The sequence below is a fragment of the Rhodanobacter sp. FW106-HT46G03 genome, assembly GCF_058789895.1.
Genome location: NZ_JBYTCC010000001.1, coordinates 917,635 through 934,304, shown reverse-complemented (window position 1 = coordinate 934,304; position 16,670 = coordinate 917,635). Strand labels below are relative to the sequence as shown.

The following is a 16,670-nucleotide window of genomic DNA, read 5'->3' as shown; positions in this document are numbered from 1 at the left end:
GATGTTGCCGCGGGCAGCAACATGACATGGTGCGCAACGGTCTTCCGCGGAGTCATCGCCATGCGTCTCACTTTGCTTGCACTCGGACTCGCGCTGGGGCTCAGCGACATGTCGTCGGGTCTGGCGCAGACCGCCGCACCGGACCAACCGCCGCTGACCGCGCTGACCAAGGATTCCGGCACGCCGATGCCAGCCGCGCAGAAGCGTGTGCACTTCGCGCACGCCGAATTGCACATCAGCGTGCTGCCGGCAACGCGAAGCATCGCGGCCAGCGCAACGCTCACCTTTCACGCCTTGCAATCGACCGATGAACTGCTGCTCGATCTGGATCGCAACCTGCCGGTGAGTGCGATCCGGATCGACGGCCAGCCATTGCCGGCCAGCGCCTGGAGCAACCCGGATGGCCGCCTGCGCATCGCCCTGCCGCAACCGGTGGCCGCAGGCAGCGAGGTCACCGCCAGCATTACCTACGGCGGCATGCCGCACGTCGCGAAAAATGCGCCGTGGGACGGCGGCTTCGTGTGGAGCCACACCAAGGATGGCCAACCGTGGATCGGCAGCGCGGTCGAGGGCGAAGGTTGTGACCTGTTCTGGCCATGCATCGACCAGCCGGATGGCAAGCCCGATCTCGTCGACCTCTACGTCACCGTCCCCAACCCGCTGGCCGCGCCCGGCAACGGCGTGCTGGTAGGCGTGACGGAAAACGGCGGCACGCGCACCTGGCACTGGCGCGCGAAACACCCGACCACCTATGCGATCGCGATCAACGTCGGTCCCTACCACGAGCTTTCGGGCAGCTATCACAGCCGCTACGGCAACACGATTCCGCTGCACTACTGGTACCTGCCCGGCGAGAAAGCGCAGGCCGAAGCCTTGTTTGCGCAATTCCCGCAGATGCTGGATTTCTTCGAGGCGAAGATCGGCCCGTATCCGTGGGGCGACGAGAAAATGGGCGTGGTCGAAACCCCGTACAAGGGCATGGAGCACCAGACCATCAACGCCTACGGCAACCATTACGCGCTGGACGGCTCGGGCTTCGACCGGCTGCTGCAGCACGAGTTTGCCCACGAATGGTTCGGCAACCAGATGACCAACGCCAACTGGGACGACATGTGGCTGCACGAGGGCTTCGCCACCCTGATGCAACCGTTGTACGCACGCTGGCTGGATGGCGATGCGGCGTATTACACCTGGCTGCACCACCTGCGCGGCCGGGTGCAAAACCGCCATCCCGTGGTTTCCGGCACCCCGCGCACCGAAGAGGCGGTATACGACGACGCGCGCGGCGGCCCCGGTCAGGACATCTACAACAAGGGCGCGCTGATGCTGCAGACGCTCAAGCACCTGATCGGCGAGCAGGCGTTCTACGCCAGCGTACGCGAGCTGGTGTATGGCCGCCCCGATCCACGCCCCGGCAACTTCACGCCGCAGTACCGCACCACGGCGGATTTCGAGCGCATCGTCAACCAGGTCACCGGCCGAAAGCTGGATTGGTTCTTCAACGTCTACCTGCGCCAGGCGGCACTGCCCAAGCTCGTCAGCACGCGCCACGGCAACACGCTGGATCTCCGCTGGCAAACGCCGAACGACCTGCCATTTCCGATGCCGGTCGAAGTGGCGGTGGACGGCGGCGTGCATACGGTGCCGATGAGTACGGGCCGCGGCAGCCTCGCCGTGCCGGTGGGTGCCCTGGTGACGATCGACCCGCACTCGGTACTGCTGCGTGACGAGCCGCGCATCACGGCGTGGCAAGCATGGCGGCGCGCGCAGCGAGCGTCGAAACCGTGATTCGGTATACCGGATCGGAGATTCGCCCGGGGGCCGCGTTCCCGTCGTAAAGCCGGTTCAACCCGGCTGCCATCGCGCCAAGCATGCCTGGATGGATCCGGGCATGCAGCGGGAACCGCGCTCTGGTCGAATCCCCAATCCCAAATCACGAATCCCACCACGGGAAGCACAGGGACGCCTTGCGTCCCCACGCTCACTCCCACCAGAAACCGCGGATCAATGCGCGACGGTGGACGCCGCGGCCGGCGCCGGTTTCTCCGGCGCAGCCAGCACGGCGCTGGCAAAGTTGCTGCCCGGCGGCAGGATATCGCCGGCGAGTTTCGGATCGAGCCGGAGCAACCCGACCTCGTCGGCCACGATGTGCGCGGCCTCGCGCAGCTGCGCGTCCGGCGCCTTCTTGGCGTCCTTCTCCTGTTGCAGCTCGGTCTTCAGGCTGCGCTCGCCGGGGTCGAGACCGTCGTCCAGCGCGCTGTCCTGATCCTTGAGAAACGCGTCGCTGCCGTCGATTGCCTTTTGCCGCGCGCGGAACCCGGTCTGGGTCGCGTCGAGCTGCTTGCGCTCCGCCTCGCGCTGGGCAAAGTTGAGCGATACCGTGGTCTTGTCGCGCATCGCCTTGAATTGCGCCAGCTCGTCGAGCATCAACTTCCACCCGGGCGACTTCGCCACCCGTGCGGCATGCTTGCTCATCAACAGCGGCAGATAGCCCTTGATGTCGCCCTCGGCACGGTATTTCGCCGGGGCGATATGCGTCCACGGCAGCGCGTTGTCGTAGGTGGACTCGCCGAAGTCCTTCGCGTCGCCGTTGCCCGGAAAACCAAGATCCGGGGCCACCCCCTTGATCTGGGTCGAGCCGCCGTTGATACGGAAGAACTCCTGCACCGTCATCTTCAGCTCGCCGAACTGCGGCTTGCCGTCGGGGTTGGGGCTGAAGCGATCAAGGTCGATCAGGGTCTGCACGGTACCCTTGCCGAACGTCGGCGTGCCGATCACCAGCCCGCGGCCGTAGTCCTGAATCGCCGCCGAGAAGATCTCCGAAGCCGACGCCGTACCGCGGTTGACCAGCACCGCAAACGGGCCGTTCCACGCCGGGGCAGCCTCGTCCGCGGCCTGCACATCCACCCGGCCGCGCGCGTCGCGCACCTGCACCACCGGCCCTTTGCCGGTAAACAACCCGGTCATCGACACCGCCTCGGCCAGCGAGCCGCCGCCGTTGCTGCGCAGATCCATCACCACGCCCTGCACGCCGGCGGCCTTGAGCTCGGTGAGCAGCTTGGCGACATCGCGGGTCGCGCTGCGGTAGTTCTTGTCGCCTTCGCTGCGCGCGCCGAAATCGGAATAGAAGCTCGGCAGGTCGATCACGCCGATCTTGCGCACCGTATCGCCGTCCTTGACCTCGATGATCTTCTTCTTCGCCGCGCTCTCTTCGATGTTCACCTTCTTGCGCACCAGGCTGATGATCTCGTGCTTGCCGTCCGGGCCGGCATCGGCGGGCAGGATCTCCAGCCGCACCACGGTGTCCTTCTTGCCGCGGATGAGGTTCACGACGTCGTCCAGCCGCCAGCCGATGACATCGGTGATCGCCCCCTTGTCGCCCTGCCCCACGCCGACGATGCGGTCGCCCGGCTTGAGCTTGCCGGATTTCTCGGCCGGGCCACCCGGCACCAGGCTGAAGATCGCGGTGTAGTCGTCGCGCGCCTGCAGTTGCGCGCCGATGCCTTCGAGCGAGAGCTTCATCTGGATCGCGAAGTTCTCCGCCTGCCGCGGGCTGAGGTAGTCGGTGTGCGGATCGGTGGCGGTCGCGTACGCGCTCATGAAGGTCTGGAATGCGTCCTCGCCATCAAGCTGCTTTACCCGGTCGATGTAGTTGGTGTAGCGCTTGGTCAGCGTCTTGCGGATGTCGTCGTCGTTCTTGCCGGCGAGCTTCAGGCGCAGCCAGTCGTTCATGGTGCGCTTGCGCCACAAGGCGTCGATCGCGGTTTCATCCTTCGCCCACGGTGCATCCTTGCGGTCAAAGCCGTAACTCTCGTTGCCGTCGAAGTTGAAGCCGGCGGCCAGCAGGCTGCGCGCGTAGGTCATGCGCTGCACCGCGCGCCGCAGGAACTTGTTGTACATCGCGAACGGTGCGGAGAGATCCTCGTTCCAGATCGCGTCGTCGAGCTTGGCCGTGTAGGGCGCAAAACCGTCGATGTCCTGCTGGGTAAAGAACACCTTGTCGCCATCGAGCAGCTTCAAATACGTCTTGAAGATGCGCCGGGACATCGCATCGTCGAGCGGCTGCGCGTCGTAATGGAAGCGGGTGAGGAAGCGCGCGGAAAGCTGCGCCGCCTGCGCCTGGGTCGTGGTCGGTGCCACCGGCCATACCGCGGCTTTGCGTTGGCCTCCTGCACCGAGGTCGGCGGCCGATTGGGCATAGCTGCAGGTGATGGTCAGAGCCAGCAGCAGGGCCAGCACAGGGCGGAAGCGCATGGGGATTCTCAAGCCGGGACAGGGAAGCCGGCGGCACAAGCGTGCCGTTCGGTGCGGAAAAGAGGGGTGAAAACGTCGCTCATCGGAACGGATCAAACCACTGCATGCTGAGGCAAACCGGGGATGACGGGTGCCGCACGCGTGGCGCGAAAGCCGAACTGGCGACAAAACTCTTCGACCAATACGTCCTCAACGTCCGTCAACCGTGACGGGCCGCCGAAGTCTACCACTTGCGTCATCTGCAAACCCTTGTAACCGCAGGGATTGATGCGATGGAAGGGCTCCAGGTCCATGGCCACGTTGAACGCCAGCCCATGAAAGGTGCAGCCGCGACGCACACGCAGGCCGAGCGACGCGATCTTGGCATCGGCCACGTACACGCCGGGCGCGCCGGGGTGGCGGATGGCAATGATGTTCCAGTGCTCCAGCGTGTCGATGATCGCCTGCTCGATGCCGTGCACGAGATCGCGCACGCCGAGCTTCGCGCGGCGCAGGTCGAGCAGCGGGTAGCCCACGATCTGGCCCGGCCCGTGGTAAGTCACCTGCCCGCCGCGATCCACCGGAATTACCGGAATGTCCCCCGGCGCCAGCACGTGCTCCATCTTGCCCGCCTGCCCCAAAGTGAACACCGGATCGTGTTCCAGCAGCCAGAACTCGTCCTGCGTCTGCGCCGTGCGCCGATCCGTGAACTCGCTCATCGCATGCCAGATCGGCAGGTAGGGCTGACGGCCGAGGCGGCGGATGGCCAAGGGCCGGGAATCGGGAATCGGGAATCGGGAATCAGTAGTCACGGCGAGATAATGGTCTTGTGTTTCCTGAGACATTCAAAAACGCGAAAGCCAGCTTTTCCTATTCCCTATTCCCTATTCCCTATTTCCCGCTACAACGTATACCTCACCGCCTCGTCTGCCCGCAGTACGGCATGCGCCATTTCATATTCTTCGCGGGTACAGCAGTGAAAGCTGATGGTGACGGAGACGTAGTTGCCGGCGGCGGAGGCGCGCTCACGGACGGTTTCGTGCCGCACCTCGAGGCCCGCACGGGTGAGCAGCTCCGGTACGCGGGTGGGCAGGCCGGCTTCGGCCTTGCCAACGGCGGTGATCTCGAACTCGCCGGGAAACTGGAAACCCTTGCCTTCGCGCTTGGCCTGGGTGAAGTCGATTTCGCGAATCACTTGGTGGCCTTTGCCGGCGGCGGGGCCACCGTCGCCGTCTGCTTGTTGCCGTGGAACCACAGCAGGATCGAATCCCACAGGCGCGAGAAGAAGCCACCCTGCGGCGCGTCATTCAGTGCCACCAGCGGCACGTTCTGGATCGGCGCGCCATCCAGCGTGATGCGCAGGACACCCACGTGCTGGCCTTTCTTGAACGGCGCGATCAGCGTCGTGGGGATGTCCATGGTGGCTTTGAGCTTGTCGTACTGGCCGGTCTTGACCGTCACCAGCACGTCTTCCGCCACGCCCAGCGGCAGATGATTGGCTTCGCCCTTCCACAGCCGCGGATTGGCCAGCGTCTTGCCGACCGCATAAAGCTTGTGGGTTTCGTAGAACCGGAAACCGTAATTGAGCAGCGCCATCGCCGCATCGGCGCGGCCCTTGTCGGTGGACGCGCCCATCACCACCGCGATCATGCGCTGATCGCCACGCTTGGCCGAAGCATCGAGACAAAAGCCGGCGGCCGCGGTGTGCCCGGTCTTGATGCCGTCCACCGCCGGGTCGCGCCACAGCAACGCATTGCGGTTTTGCTGCTTGATCCCGTTCCAGCTGTATTCCTTGATCGCGGAAATGGCGTAATCGGCCGGAAAATCGTGGATCAGCGCCCGCGACAGGATGGCGACATCACGCGCCGTCGTGTAATGGTCGGCGACCGGATAACCCGATGCATTGGAATAATGCGTATTGACCATGCCGAGTTGTTTTGCATACGCATTCATCAGGTTTGCAAATGCGTCTTCGGAGCCAGCGGTGTGCTCGGCGAGGGCAATCGCGGCGTCATTGCCGGACTGCACGATCATGCCCTTGAGCAGATCCATCAGCGGCACTTGGCTGCCGAGCTTGAGGAAACTGGTCGAGCCATCGGTGCCGGCGCCGCCGGAGCGCCAGGCGTGCTCGCTGATGGTCACTTCGTCCTTCGGGTGGATGCGGCCGTTCGCCAACTCGGCAGACACCACGTAGTCGGTCATCACCTTGGTCAGCGAGGCCGGTGCACGGCGCTCGTCGGGATTTTTCGAGGCCAGGATCTGGCCGGTGGCGTAATCCATCAGCACCCAGCTTTGCGCATCCACTTCGGGCGGCGGCGGCACCGGCATCGCCGGCACCACCGGACGCGGCACCGGCGACGGCCGTGGCGGCACGGCTTGCGCAAAGGCGGCACCCGCGGCCAGTACGACGGCAACGAGCGAGGTCAGGGTGCGGGGCAAAAATCTCATCGTGGTTAGCGTTCCGGTAAGAGGCCTTACGCGCGGCCAAATAGCAATCAGTCTACTGCGACCTGCGGGCGCGGCAGGCCCATGTTTTCGATGCGGGTGGTCACGTCATCCGCGGTGTCGACGTCGTTCAACGGACCCAAGCGCACCCGGCGCATGGTGCGCCCGTTGATCTGAACCTGTTCCACCTGCACCGGCGCAAAATTCGCGCGCCGCAGCTGCGCCGCCACCCGCTCGGCGTTGGTCGCGTCGGAGAACGCGCCCACCTGCAGATAGATGCCCGGCAAGTTTGCCCCCTTGGAGACCGGCGGCAACGGCGGAGGTTCCCCGCCGGGCGCGGCGGGATCCAGCCCCTGCACCTCGACCAGCCCGCTGCCCTTGGGCCAGATGCCGATGCGCACCGCCGCGGCATAGGAGAGGTCGATGACGCGGTTGGCGTGGAACGGGCCGCGGTCGTTCACCCGTACGATCACGCTTTTGCCGTTGGCGAGATTGGTGACCCGCGCATAGCTCGGTAGCGGCAGCACCTTGCTGGCCGCACTGAACTGGTACATGTCGTAGGCCTCGAAGTTCGAGGTTTTGTAGCCGTGGAACTTGTTGCCGTAGTACGAGGCGATGCCGCGCTCGTCGTAGCCGCGCGCGCTGGGCAGCACGGAATAGGTCTGGCCGTTCACGGTGTACGGCGAGCGGTTGCCATACGGCGAGCGGGGCTCGGCCTTCGGCACCGGCTCGGGCATGGTGTAGATGAAGGCCGGCGGCGGGCCGGCCGGCGTGCTGTCGGCCTGCGTGCCATAGCGGCGATCCTGCGGCAGGCTGGTGTTGTCGCGGTCGCGATGAAACCAGCCGTGGTGCGCGCTGCCGGCGCGCGTGGTGCCGCTTGGCCGCGTTGCATGCCTGCCGCCGCACGCCGCCAACAGCGTCACGAGCAACGCCAGTGGCAACAGCCGTGCCAGCCTCATTGCACACCGTCCGCAATTGCCTGCGCGAGCTGCATCACCGCCAGCGCGTACATCGGGCTGCGGTTGTAGCGGGTGATGACCTGGAAATTGTCGAAGGTGAACCAGTGCTCCGGACCGGTGGCGCCATCCAGCGTCAACAGGCTGGTCGGCGCGCCGGGATCCAGCGCCTCGCCGGCGGCATAACCCCACGCCTCGAGCTGTTCCAACGGCCACTGCGGCTGCGCCTGCCAGGTCAGCGCCTTGGCCGCGCCATCGGCCTGCGCGCGCACGGCGACCTGCCCGCCACTGACCCAGCCATGTCCGGCGAAATAATTGGCGACGCTGGCGAGGATGTCGGGCAACGAATGCATCAGGTCGATGCGCCCGTCGCCATCCTCGTCCACGCCGTAGTCGCGGATGCTGTCGGGCATGAATTGGCCCCAGCCCTGGGCGCCGGCGTATGAACCGGTCAGGCTGTCGAGCGGGCCGGCGAGATGATCGGCCGGCAGTTCGAGCAGGGTCTTGAGCTGCTGGCGGAAATACTTCTCGCGCGGCGGGTAGTAAAAGCCGAGGGTGACCAGCGCATCGAGCACCTTGTACTTGCCGGTGACACGCCCGTAGAAAGTTTCGACGCCGAGGATCGCCACCAGGTACTGCGGCGCCACGCCGTACTCGCGACCGACGCGCTCGAGCAGGTCGCGGTGCTCGCGATAGAACGCGATGCCGTCGTCGATGCGCGCGGAAGTGAGAAAGATTGGCCGGTAGGCACTCCACGGCTTGCTCTCGGCCGGGCGGCTGATCGCCGCGAGGATGGCCGGCTGTACTTGCGCCGCATCCAGTAGCGCGTCCAGCGCCTGCGGATCCTTGCCGGTGTCACGGGCCACCTCGGCCACCAGGGCTGCCTGGCCGGGAAGGACGGCGGCCAACGCGGCCGCAAACGGCGTGCACAACGAGAGCAGCAGCAAGGTTCGGCACAGCGCTCTGCGCAATCGCGGCGCAAGGATCACGGGCATGGCGGGGAAGGAATCGGCAACCACTGCGCGAGAGCGTAACACGCGTTTCGGCGCAAACCGTGGCACCGGCAGGCCGCTTTCAGTAATGCGTCTTGCGGTTGACGTGAATCGACATCAGCATGCCGAAACCCACCAGCAGGGTGACCGCCGAGGTGCCGCCGTAGCTCATTAGCGGCATTGGCACGCCGACCACCGGCAGCATGCCGGCCACCATGCCGCCGTTGACGAACACGTAGACGAACAGACTCATGCCGATCGCACCAGCCAGCAGCCGCGAGTAGGTATCGCGTGCTTCCATCGCGATCCACAGGCAGCGGCCGATGATGAAGGCGTACAGCGCCAGCATCAGGCACACGCCGACCAGGCCGAACTCTTCGGAAAACACCGCGAAGATGAAGTCGGTGGTGTGCTCGGGCAGGAAATCCAGCCGCGACTGCGAGCTGTGCATCCAGCCGCGGCCGAACACGCCACCGGAGCCCACGGCAATTTGCGACTGGATGATGTGCCAGCCGTTGCCGAGCGGGTCGGATTCTGGATTGAGCATGGTGAGAATGCGGCCGCGCTGGTAGTCGTGCATGAAATGCCAGGCGATCGGCGCCATGCCGGCCGCGCCCACCAGCAACAAGCCGATGCGCCACCACGCCACGCCCGACAGAAACAGCGCGAACGCACCGGCAGCCGCCACCAGCAACGCGGTGCCCAGATCCGGCTGCTTGCCAATCAGGTACGCGGGCACCGCAATCAGTACGCCGACCACGGCCATGTCCTTCCACGAGGGCGGCAGCTGGCGTGGATGCAAATACCACGCGACCATCATCGGCATGGTGAGCTTGGCCAGTTCGGACGGCTGAAAACGCAGCACGCCCAGATCGAGCCAGCGATCGGCACCCCGGCCTTCGCCGAGGATCGCGACCACCACCAGCAGCGCGGTACTGCCGGCGTAAAGCCACGGCGTCCAGTTGCGCCAGACCGCTGGCGGCACGCGCGAAACCAGCAGCAGCAGCAGAAACCCGAGGGCAAACCGGGCGGCCTGCCCGAGCACCAGCGGGTAAGTGCCATCGGCCGCGCTGAACAACGTGGCCAGCCCGACGACCGCCAGCAGCAGCAACCCGGCCATCAGCGGCAAGTCGATCCGCGGCCGCACCAGGAGATTCCGCCGCAAGCGGCGCAAACGCATTGCCAGCATCGCGTTCATGGCTGCATCTCCTCATCCACCCCATCGGTTGCGGCCGAGGTGCTGCTGGCGCCTGCGGGTTGTGCGGCGCCGACCGCGGGAGATGGCGGCGTTGGCGCGGCAACCGGCATGGCTGGCGCTGCGCTGCCGGCCTCCGGCAGCGGCGTGTTGGGCGGCGGGTTGGGCTGCGTCGCGAGCCACGCATCCAGCACCTTGCGCGCAATCGGCCCGGCCGAGGAGGCGCCCCAGGCGCCTTTTTCCAGCAGCACGACGACGGCGATACGCGGATCTTCCGCCGGCGCAAACAGTTCGAACCACGCGCGATGGCGGCTGGCAAGATAGGCCAGGTTCTTGTTGGTGTCGTAGGCATCGCTGCGCCGCGAATAGCGCTCGGCGGTGCCGCTCTTGCCGGCCACCGTATACGGAAACCCTTTGCCCAGCCCGTAGGCGGTGCCGCGCGGTGCGTTCACCACCAACTGCATGCCCTGGTCGACCGCCTGCCAGCTTGCCGGGTTGGTCACCAGCGACGGCCCGCTCGGCGGATTGGGCAGCGGCACCTTCGGCGCTTCCACGCCGGCCTGGGTCGCCATCACCAGTCGCGGCGCATGCGGTATGCCGTGGCCGGCGAGCGTCGCCAGCGCATGCGCCAGCTGCAGCGGCGTCACCGCCCAGTAGCCCTGGCCAATGCCGGCAATCACGGTTTCACCGGGGTACCACGGCTGCTTGAAGCGCCGGGTTTTCCACGCGCGCGACGGCAGCACGCCGCTGGCTTCGCCGTCCAGGTCGATGCCGGTGGGACGGCCAAATCCGAACTTGCCCATCCATGCGCTGAAACGGTCGATGCCCATGTCCAGCGCGAGCTTGTAGAAATACGTGTTGACCGACATCTGGATCGCCTGCATCAGGTTCACCACGCCCACGCCGCCGCGCACATCGTCGCGATAACCGCGGCTCTGGCCGGGGATGTAGAACGTGCCGGTGGACAGCACGCTGTCGGTCGGTTTGCGCAGCCCGAGTTCCAGCCCGCCCAGGCCGATGAACGGCTTGACCGTGGAGCCGGGCGGATACACGCCGCGGATCGCGCGGTTGAGCAGCGGCTTTTCCGGGTCGTGTGTCAGGGCGTCGTAATCGGCGTGGCTGATGCCGTCGACAAACAGGTTGGGATCGTAGGTGGGCTCGCTGACCATCGCCAGCACTTGGCCATTGCGCGGGTCGATCGCGATCACCGCGCCGGCACGCCCGTCGAGTGCTTTCTCAGCGGCTTTCTGGATGCGCACGTCGATGGAAAGATAGATGTTCTTGCCCGGCGTCGCCGGATGGATCTGCAACACGCGCTGGGTGCGGCCGTCGGCATTCACCTCCGCCAACTGGTAGCCGGGCGTGCCGTGCAGCACGTTTTCGTAGGAGCGCTCGATGCCGATCCGGCCGACATGCGTCGTGCCCTTGTAGCGTGCAGGATCGAGCCGGTCGAGATCATCCGCGTCGATCCGCGACACATAACCGATCACATGCGCAAACAGTGGCCCGAGCGGATACCGCCGGTTGAGGTACGGCACCACGTCCACGCCGGGAAAACGCCAGCGGTTCACCGCAAAGCGGTCGATCTCGTCCTCGGTCAAGCGCATCCTGAGCGGCACGCTCTCGAACCGGCGGCTCTGCTTGAGCTGCTTGTGGAAACTGTCGAGGTCGTCGCGGCTGAGCGGAATGACGCGCCCCAGCCGCGCCAGCATCGCGTCCATGTCCCTGACCTGCTCGGGCACCACTTCCAGCCGAAACGCCGGCACATTGTTCGCCAAGAGCACACCGTTGCGGTCGAAGATCAACCCGCGCGCCGGCGGAATCGCGATCGGCTTGATGCGGTTGCTCTGCGAGCGCGCGGCAAACTCGTCGTAGCGAGCCACCTGCAGCACCACATAGCGCGCCACCAGCCCGCCGAGCGCCAGCACGATCAGCACAAACCCGACCAGCGCGCGGCGGCGAAACACCACGGCTTCGTGATGCGGGTCCTTGAGGGTGCGCCGCAACTTCATGGCGCCCTCACTGCAGGCGCAGGCGCATGCGCAGGTCGTCCAGCAGCAGGAACAGGAACGGCCACAGCACGGCGCCGACCAGCGGCGCGATCCAGAAACCGGCCGGCGGCAGCGGCGCGCCGGACAAGCTGCGCACGATCAGCAGCAGCACGCGGTCGTTTAGCAGCAGCGCCAGCACCGCCAGCGTCTGCTGCCACATCGGGAAAAACCGCAGCCGTGAGCGAAAGTGGCGCACGATGAACACCAGCGCGACCAGACGCAAGGCCTGCTCGCCGAGCAACACGCCATCGAACACGTCCGCGCCCAGCCCCACCACGAACGCGAGCCCGAGGCTCACGCGATCCTCCGCCTCGAGCACCCAGTAAATCAGCACCAGCGCCGGCCAGTACGGCTTGAATGCCGCCAGCGGCGCTGGCAACGGCACCAGCATCAGCACCAGCGCAAACCCCAGCGTGGCCGCAAACCACCAGCGGGTGAGCCGCTGCCGATTCATGGCGCCCCCCCGGTCGGCGGCGCAGCGGCCGGCGCGACCGGATGCGGCGCCGGGGTGGAAACCGGGCTCGACGCCGCCGGTTTCGCCGCACTTGCTGCCGTACCCGGTGCGGGTGCCAGCGCCGCTGGCGGCCCGGCCGGCACCGCGGGCGCGGGCGGACCGGCCGGCTCGGCCTGATCGTGCAGCAGCAACACGTCATCGCTGCGATCCACGTCGGCGGCTGGTTGCACCTGGGCCATGCGGAACATGCCCGAATCACCCAACGCGACACTCAGCACCGTGCCGACCGGAAACCCCGGCGGAAACCGTCCGCCCAGCCCGGAGGTAAGTAGCCGGTCGCCCACGCGTACATCGGCGGCCAGCGGCACGTTGGGCAGCACGATGCCATCGGCATCGTGTGCGCCATAAGCCACCGTGCGCAAGCCCGAGCGCTCGTCCACCACCGGAATCGCGTGCGCCGGATCGGTCACCAGCATCACCACCGAGGTGGTCGGCAGTACCTGTACCACCTGCCCGATCACGCCGTGCGCGTCGATCACCGGCTGCCCGCCGTGGACGCCGTCGCGCGCACCAAGGTTCACCACCAGACGCTGCTGATAGGGCCCCAGATCGACGCCGACCACGCGCGCAAGCTGCACGTTGAGATCCAGACTGTGCTGGGTGTCGAGCAGGCCCTTGAGCCGCTCGTTTTGCTCGGCCACGCTGGCCATGCGATTGAGCCGTGCGTTGGCCAGCAGCAGGTCTTCGCGCAGGCGCTGGTTCTGTTCGGTGAGCAGCTTGCGGTCGGCAAACGCGATGGTCAGCGCGCGAACCCCGTTGCCGGGCAGGCTGGCCAGCCGGTACACCGGCTCGACCACCATCGAAGCCGTGTTGCGCACCTGCCACAACCAGCTGTTGCGATGGTCGAGCACCATCAGCACCATCGCCAACGCGAGATAAAACACCAGCCGCAGCGTGCCGGCGGCGTTGCCGGCAAACAGGGGCGAGGTTTCGTCGTGCGCGCGCGCCATCGGTCAGGGCCTGTTCGTGGCCTGCCCCGGCACATGGTGCTCGAAGACCATGGGCGGGCTCCGATTATTCGGTGGCGAAGAAATCGCTGCCGTGCTGGTCGATCAGCTCCAGCGCCTTGCCGCCGCCGCGCGCTACGCAGGTGAGCGGATCGTCGGCCACCTGCACGTGCAACCCGGTCTCCTCGGAAACCAGCCGGTCGAGATCGCGCAGCAGCGCGCCGCCGCCGGTGAGCACGATGCCGCGCTCGGCGACGTCGGAGCACAATTCCGGCGGGGTCTGTTCGAGCGCCGCCTTGACCGCGGCGACGATGCCGGCCAGCGGCTCGTGCAGCGCCTCGAGGATTTCGTTGGAGTTGATCGTGATCATCCGCGGCACGCCCTCGGCGAGGTTGCGCCCGGAGATGTCGATCTCCTTGACGGTGGCCTGCGGGAACGCGCAGCCGATCTCCAGTTTGATCCGCTCGGCAGTGGATTCACCGATCAGCGTGCCGTGGTTGCGCCGCACGTAGTTGATGATGGCCTCGTCGAAGCGGTCGCCGCCGATGCGCACCGACTGCGAGTAGACGATGCCGTTGAGCGAGATCACCGCCACCTCGGACGTACCGCCGCCGATATCCAGCACCATCGCGCCGCGCGCCTCGTGCACCGGGATGCCGGCGCCGATCGCGGCCGCCATCGGTTCTTCGATCAGGTACACGTCGCGGGCGCCGGCGCCTTCGGCGGATTCCTTGATCGCGCGCCGCTCGACCTGGGTCGAACCGCACGGCACGCACACCAGCACGCGCGGGCTGGGGCGGAGGAAGCGGCTCTTGTGCACCTGCTTGATGAAGTACTGCAGCATCGCTTCGGTCATGGTGAAGTCGGCAATCACGCCGTCCTTCATCGGGCGCACGGTGGCGATGTTGCCCGGCGTGCGCCCGAGCATGCGCTTGGCCTCGCCACCCACGGCGGCGATCGCACGCGGGCCGCCAGGGCCACGATCCTGACGGATGGCGACGACCGAAGGCTCGTTCAACACGATGCCCTGGCCACGCACGTAGATCAGCGTGTTGGCGGTGCCGAGATCGATCGAGACGTCGTTGGAGAAGATTCCGCGAAACTTCTTGAACATGAGGCCTGCCGCGCGCTGCCGAGTGAAAACAAGCTCGCCAGTCTAGTCAGCGGTTGCTTTTCACGCAACCATGACAATGTTAAAAAAAACCTTGTTTCTCGCGAGGTTCCGGCCATTCGGTACCCGACTCGCGAACTCGGTGTGCGCCGATCGCCAGCGTTCATCCTAGAATGGAACGCTTTGGCAAGCCGCCGGAATCCGTGCGCTCGCGCGCGGCCGGCTGTGCGCCCCACTTACGGACCACCAGGCCACCATGTCAGCCGTCATCTGCGGATCGCTCGCCTACGACACCATCATGGTGTTCCAGGATCAGTTCAAGAATCACATCCTGCCCGACCAGATGCACATCCTGAACGTGTCGTTCCTGGTGCCCAAGATGCGCCGCGAGTTTGGCGGCTGCGCCGGCAACATCGCCTACAACCTGAAACTCCTGGGTGGCGACCCGTTGCCGGTCGCGGCGGTGGGCCAGGATTTCGCCCCCTACCGCGCGCACCTGGAAAAGTGCGGCATCCGGCTCGACCACGTGCGCGTGTTCGACGACCAGTTCACCCCGCAGTGCTTCATCACCACCGACCTGGACAACAACCAGATCACCGCCTTCCACCCCGGCGCGATGTCCAGCGCGCACGACAACCATGTGCGTGATATTGCCGGCATGGAGTTTGCCATCGTCGCGCCGGACGGCCGCGAGGCGATGCTGCAGCACGTGGACGAATTCCACGAGCGCGGTGTGCCGTTCGTGTTCGATCCCGGCCAGGCAATGCCGCTGTTCAGCGGCGAAGAGTTCCGCGCGATGATCGAAAAGTCGACCTACGTCATCGTCAACGACTATGAGTCGCAACTGCTGCAGACGCGCACCGGCTGGAGCGCGGCGGAGATTGCCGCCCGCGTGAAGGCCTACATCGTCACCATGGGCCCGCGCGGCTCGATGATCCATGCCGGCGGCAAGGATTACGCCATTCCGCCGGCGCACGAGCATGCCATCGTCGACCCGACCGGCTGCGGCGACGCGTACCGCGCGGGGCTCATCTACGCGATCATGCACGGCCAGGACTGGGCCACCGTGGGCCGCGTTGCGTCACTGATGGGCGCACTCAAGATCGAGCACCCAGGCACCCAGAACCAGCATTTCGGCTACGCCGAATTCGCCGCCATGTTCAAGGCGCAGTTCGGCCACGCACTGGGCTGACGGCCGCGTTCAGCCGCGGGCAAAGAACCCGCGGAACGCCTGCACCACGCGTTCGATGTCGGCGTCGTCCACGTCCAGATGCGTCACCAGCCGCAGCGTTGGCATGTAGCCCACGCTGATGCGGATGCCCTGGGTGTGCAGGTAGCTGTCGAGCGCCTGCAGGCGTTCAGGCGGCACCTCGACGAACACCATGTTGGTGTACTGGCCGAGGAGGTTCAGGCCGGCAATTTCGCGCAGGCAGCCGGCGAGATGCGCCGCGCGGCGATGGTCGTCGGCCAGCCGGGCGACATGGTGATCCAGCGCGTACAGACCCGCCGCCGCCAGCATGCCGGCCTGGCGCCAACCGCCGCCCAGCACCTTGCGCCAGCGCCGCGCCTTGGCGATCAGCGGGGCCGAACCCACCAGCACCGAACCGACCGGCGCGCCCAGGCCCTTGGACAGGCATACCGACACCGTGTCGAAATGCTGCGCGATCGCACGGGCACTGACCCCGGTGGCAATCGCGGCGTTGAAGATACGCGCGCCATCGAGATGGATGCCAAGCCCGTGCTCGCGCGCAAATGCATGCGCGGCGGCGAGGTAATCCAGCGCCAGCACGTGGCCATGCCAAGTGTTCTCCAGCGCCAGCAGGCGGGTGCGCGCAAAGTGCGGGTCAACCGGCTTGATCGCTGCGGCGACCCGGTCGAGCGGCAGGCTGCCATCCTCGGCCTGCACGATCGGTTGCGGCTGGATCGAGCCGAGCACGGCGGCGCCGCCGCCCTCGAACTTGTAGGTGTGCGCGGCCATGCCCACGAGGTATTCGTCGCCGCGCTCGCAGTGGCTCATCACCGCCAACAGGTTCGACTGTGTGCCGCTGGGGACGAACAGCGCATCCTCGAAGCCGAGCTCGCCGGCGAGCCGTTCCTGCAGCGCGTTGACGGTCGGATCCTCGCCATACACGTCGTCGCCGACAGCAGCGTCCAGCATCGCCGCGCGCATGGCCGGCGTTGGCCGGGTGACGGTATCGCTGCGCAGGTCGATCGTTTTCATGCCAT

The 16,670-nt window shown here is 66.4% G+C and carries 14 protein-coding genes; 2 read left to right on the top strand and 12 right to left on the bottom strand.

The genetic code is table 11. The features are described 5' to 3' along the window. Positions 1-60: 60 nt before the first annotated feature. Entirely contained in the window at positions 61-1,788 is a 1,728-nt protein-coding gene (locus AC3WP6_RS03870) for a M1 family metallopeptidase (protein ID WP_492626480.1), read from the top strand. Positions 1,789-2,004: 216 nt separating this feature from the next. Here the strand turns inward: AC3WP6_RS03870 and AC3WP6_RS03865 are convergent, their stop codons facing one another. From AC3WP6_RS03865 to AC3WP6_RS03815, 11 genes are all read right to left on the bottom strand, one after another. After that, positions 2,005-4,254, bottom strand: coding sequence for a carboxy terminal-processing peptidase (locus AC3WP6_RS03865; RefSeq protein ID WP_492626479.1), 2,250 nt, complete (start codon positions 4,252-4,254; stop codon positions 2,005-2,007). A gap of 92 nt (positions 4,255-4,346) precedes the next feature. Further along, positions 4,347-5,078, bottom strand: coding sequence for a lipoyl(octanoyl) transferase LipB (gene lipB, locus AC3WP6_RS03860; RefSeq protein WP_492626478.1), 732 nt, complete (start codon positions 5,076-5,078; stop codon positions 4,347-4,349). A gap of 56 nt (positions 5,079-5,134) precedes the next feature. After that, on the bottom strand, positions 5,135-5,425 hold the full coding sequence (locus AC3WP6_RS03855) for a DUF493 family protein (RefSeq protein ID WP_492628630.1): 291 nt from the start codon (positions 5,423-5,425) through the stop codon (positions 5,135-5,137). After that, positions 5,425-6,681, bottom strand: coding sequence for a D-alanyl-D-alanine carboxypeptidase family protein (locus AC3WP6_RS03850; RefSeq protein WP_492626477.1), 1,257 nt, complete (start codon positions 6,679-6,681; stop codon positions 5,425-5,427). The genes AC3WP6_RS03855 and AC3WP6_RS03850 overlap by 1 nt, the downstream gene beginning before the upstream one ends. A 47-nt stretch (positions 6,682-6,728) precedes the next feature. Further along, complete coding sequence (locus AC3WP6_RS03845) at positions 6,729-7,637, bottom strand: septal ring lytic transglycosylase RlpA family protein (protein WP_492626476.1); 909 nt, start codon at positions 7,635-7,637, stop codon at positions 6,729-6,731. After that, positions 7,634-8,629: a lytic murein transglycosylase B gene (gene mltB / locus AC3WP6_RS03840; protein WP_492626475.1), complete on the bottom strand. Its 996-nt coding sequence runs from the start codon at positions 8,627-8,629 to the stop codon at positions 7,634-7,636. Before mltB ends, AC3WP6_RS03845 begins: the two co-directional genes overlap by 4 nt. 79 nt (positions 8,630-8,708) lie before the next feature. Beyond that, complete coding sequence (gene rodA / locus AC3WP6_RS03835) at positions 8,709-9,824, bottom strand: rod shape-determining protein RodA (protein ID WP_492626474.1); 1,116 nt, start codon at positions 9,822-9,824, stop codon at positions 8,709-8,711. Beyond that, entirely contained in the window at positions 9,821-11,833 is a 2,013-nt protein-coding gene (gene mrdA / locus AC3WP6_RS03830; RefSeq protein ID WP_492626473.1) for a penicillin-binding protein 2, read from the bottom strand. The genes rodA and mrdA overlap by 4 nt, the downstream gene beginning before the upstream one ends. A 7-nt stretch (positions 11,834-11,840) precedes the next feature. Next, positions 11,841-12,326: a rod shape-determining protein MreD gene (mreD, locus tag AC3WP6_RS03825; RefSeq protein ID WP_492626472.1), complete on the bottom strand. Its 486-nt coding sequence runs from the start codon at positions 12,324-12,326 to the stop codon at positions 11,841-11,843. Next, positions 12,323-13,336, bottom strand: coding sequence for a rod shape-determining protein MreC (mreC, locus tag AC3WP6_RS03820; protein WP_492626471.1), 1,014 nt, complete (start codon positions 13,334-13,336; stop codon positions 12,323-12,325). The genes mreD and mreC overlap by 4 nt, the downstream gene beginning before the upstream one ends. Positions 13,337-13,400: 64 nt before the next feature. Next, positions 13,401-14,447 (bottom strand): rod shape-determining protein, encoded by a 1,047-nt coding sequence (locus AC3WP6_RS03815; protein ID WP_492626470.1) that lies wholly within the window; start codon positions 14,445-14,447, stop codon positions 13,401-13,403. Between the two features lie 253 nt (positions 14,448-14,700). Between AC3WP6_RS03815 and AC3WP6_RS03810 the strand changes: the two genes are divergently transcribed. After that, positions 14,701-15,636, top strand: a complete 936-nt coding sequence (locus AC3WP6_RS03810) for a carbohydrate kinase family protein (protein ID WP_492626469.1) — start codon at positions 14,701-14,703, stop codon at positions 15,634-15,636. Between the two features lie 9 nt (positions 15,637-15,645). Here the strand turns inward: AC3WP6_RS03810 and ltaE are convergent, their stop codons facing one another. Continuing rightward, positions 15,646-16,665 (bottom strand): low-specificity L-threonine aldolase, encoded by a 1,020-nt coding sequence (gene ltaE / locus AC3WP6_RS03805; protein WP_492626468.1) that lies wholly within the window; start codon positions 16,663-16,665, stop codon positions 15,646-15,648. Between the last annotated feature and the right edge of the window lie 5 nt (positions 16,666-16,670).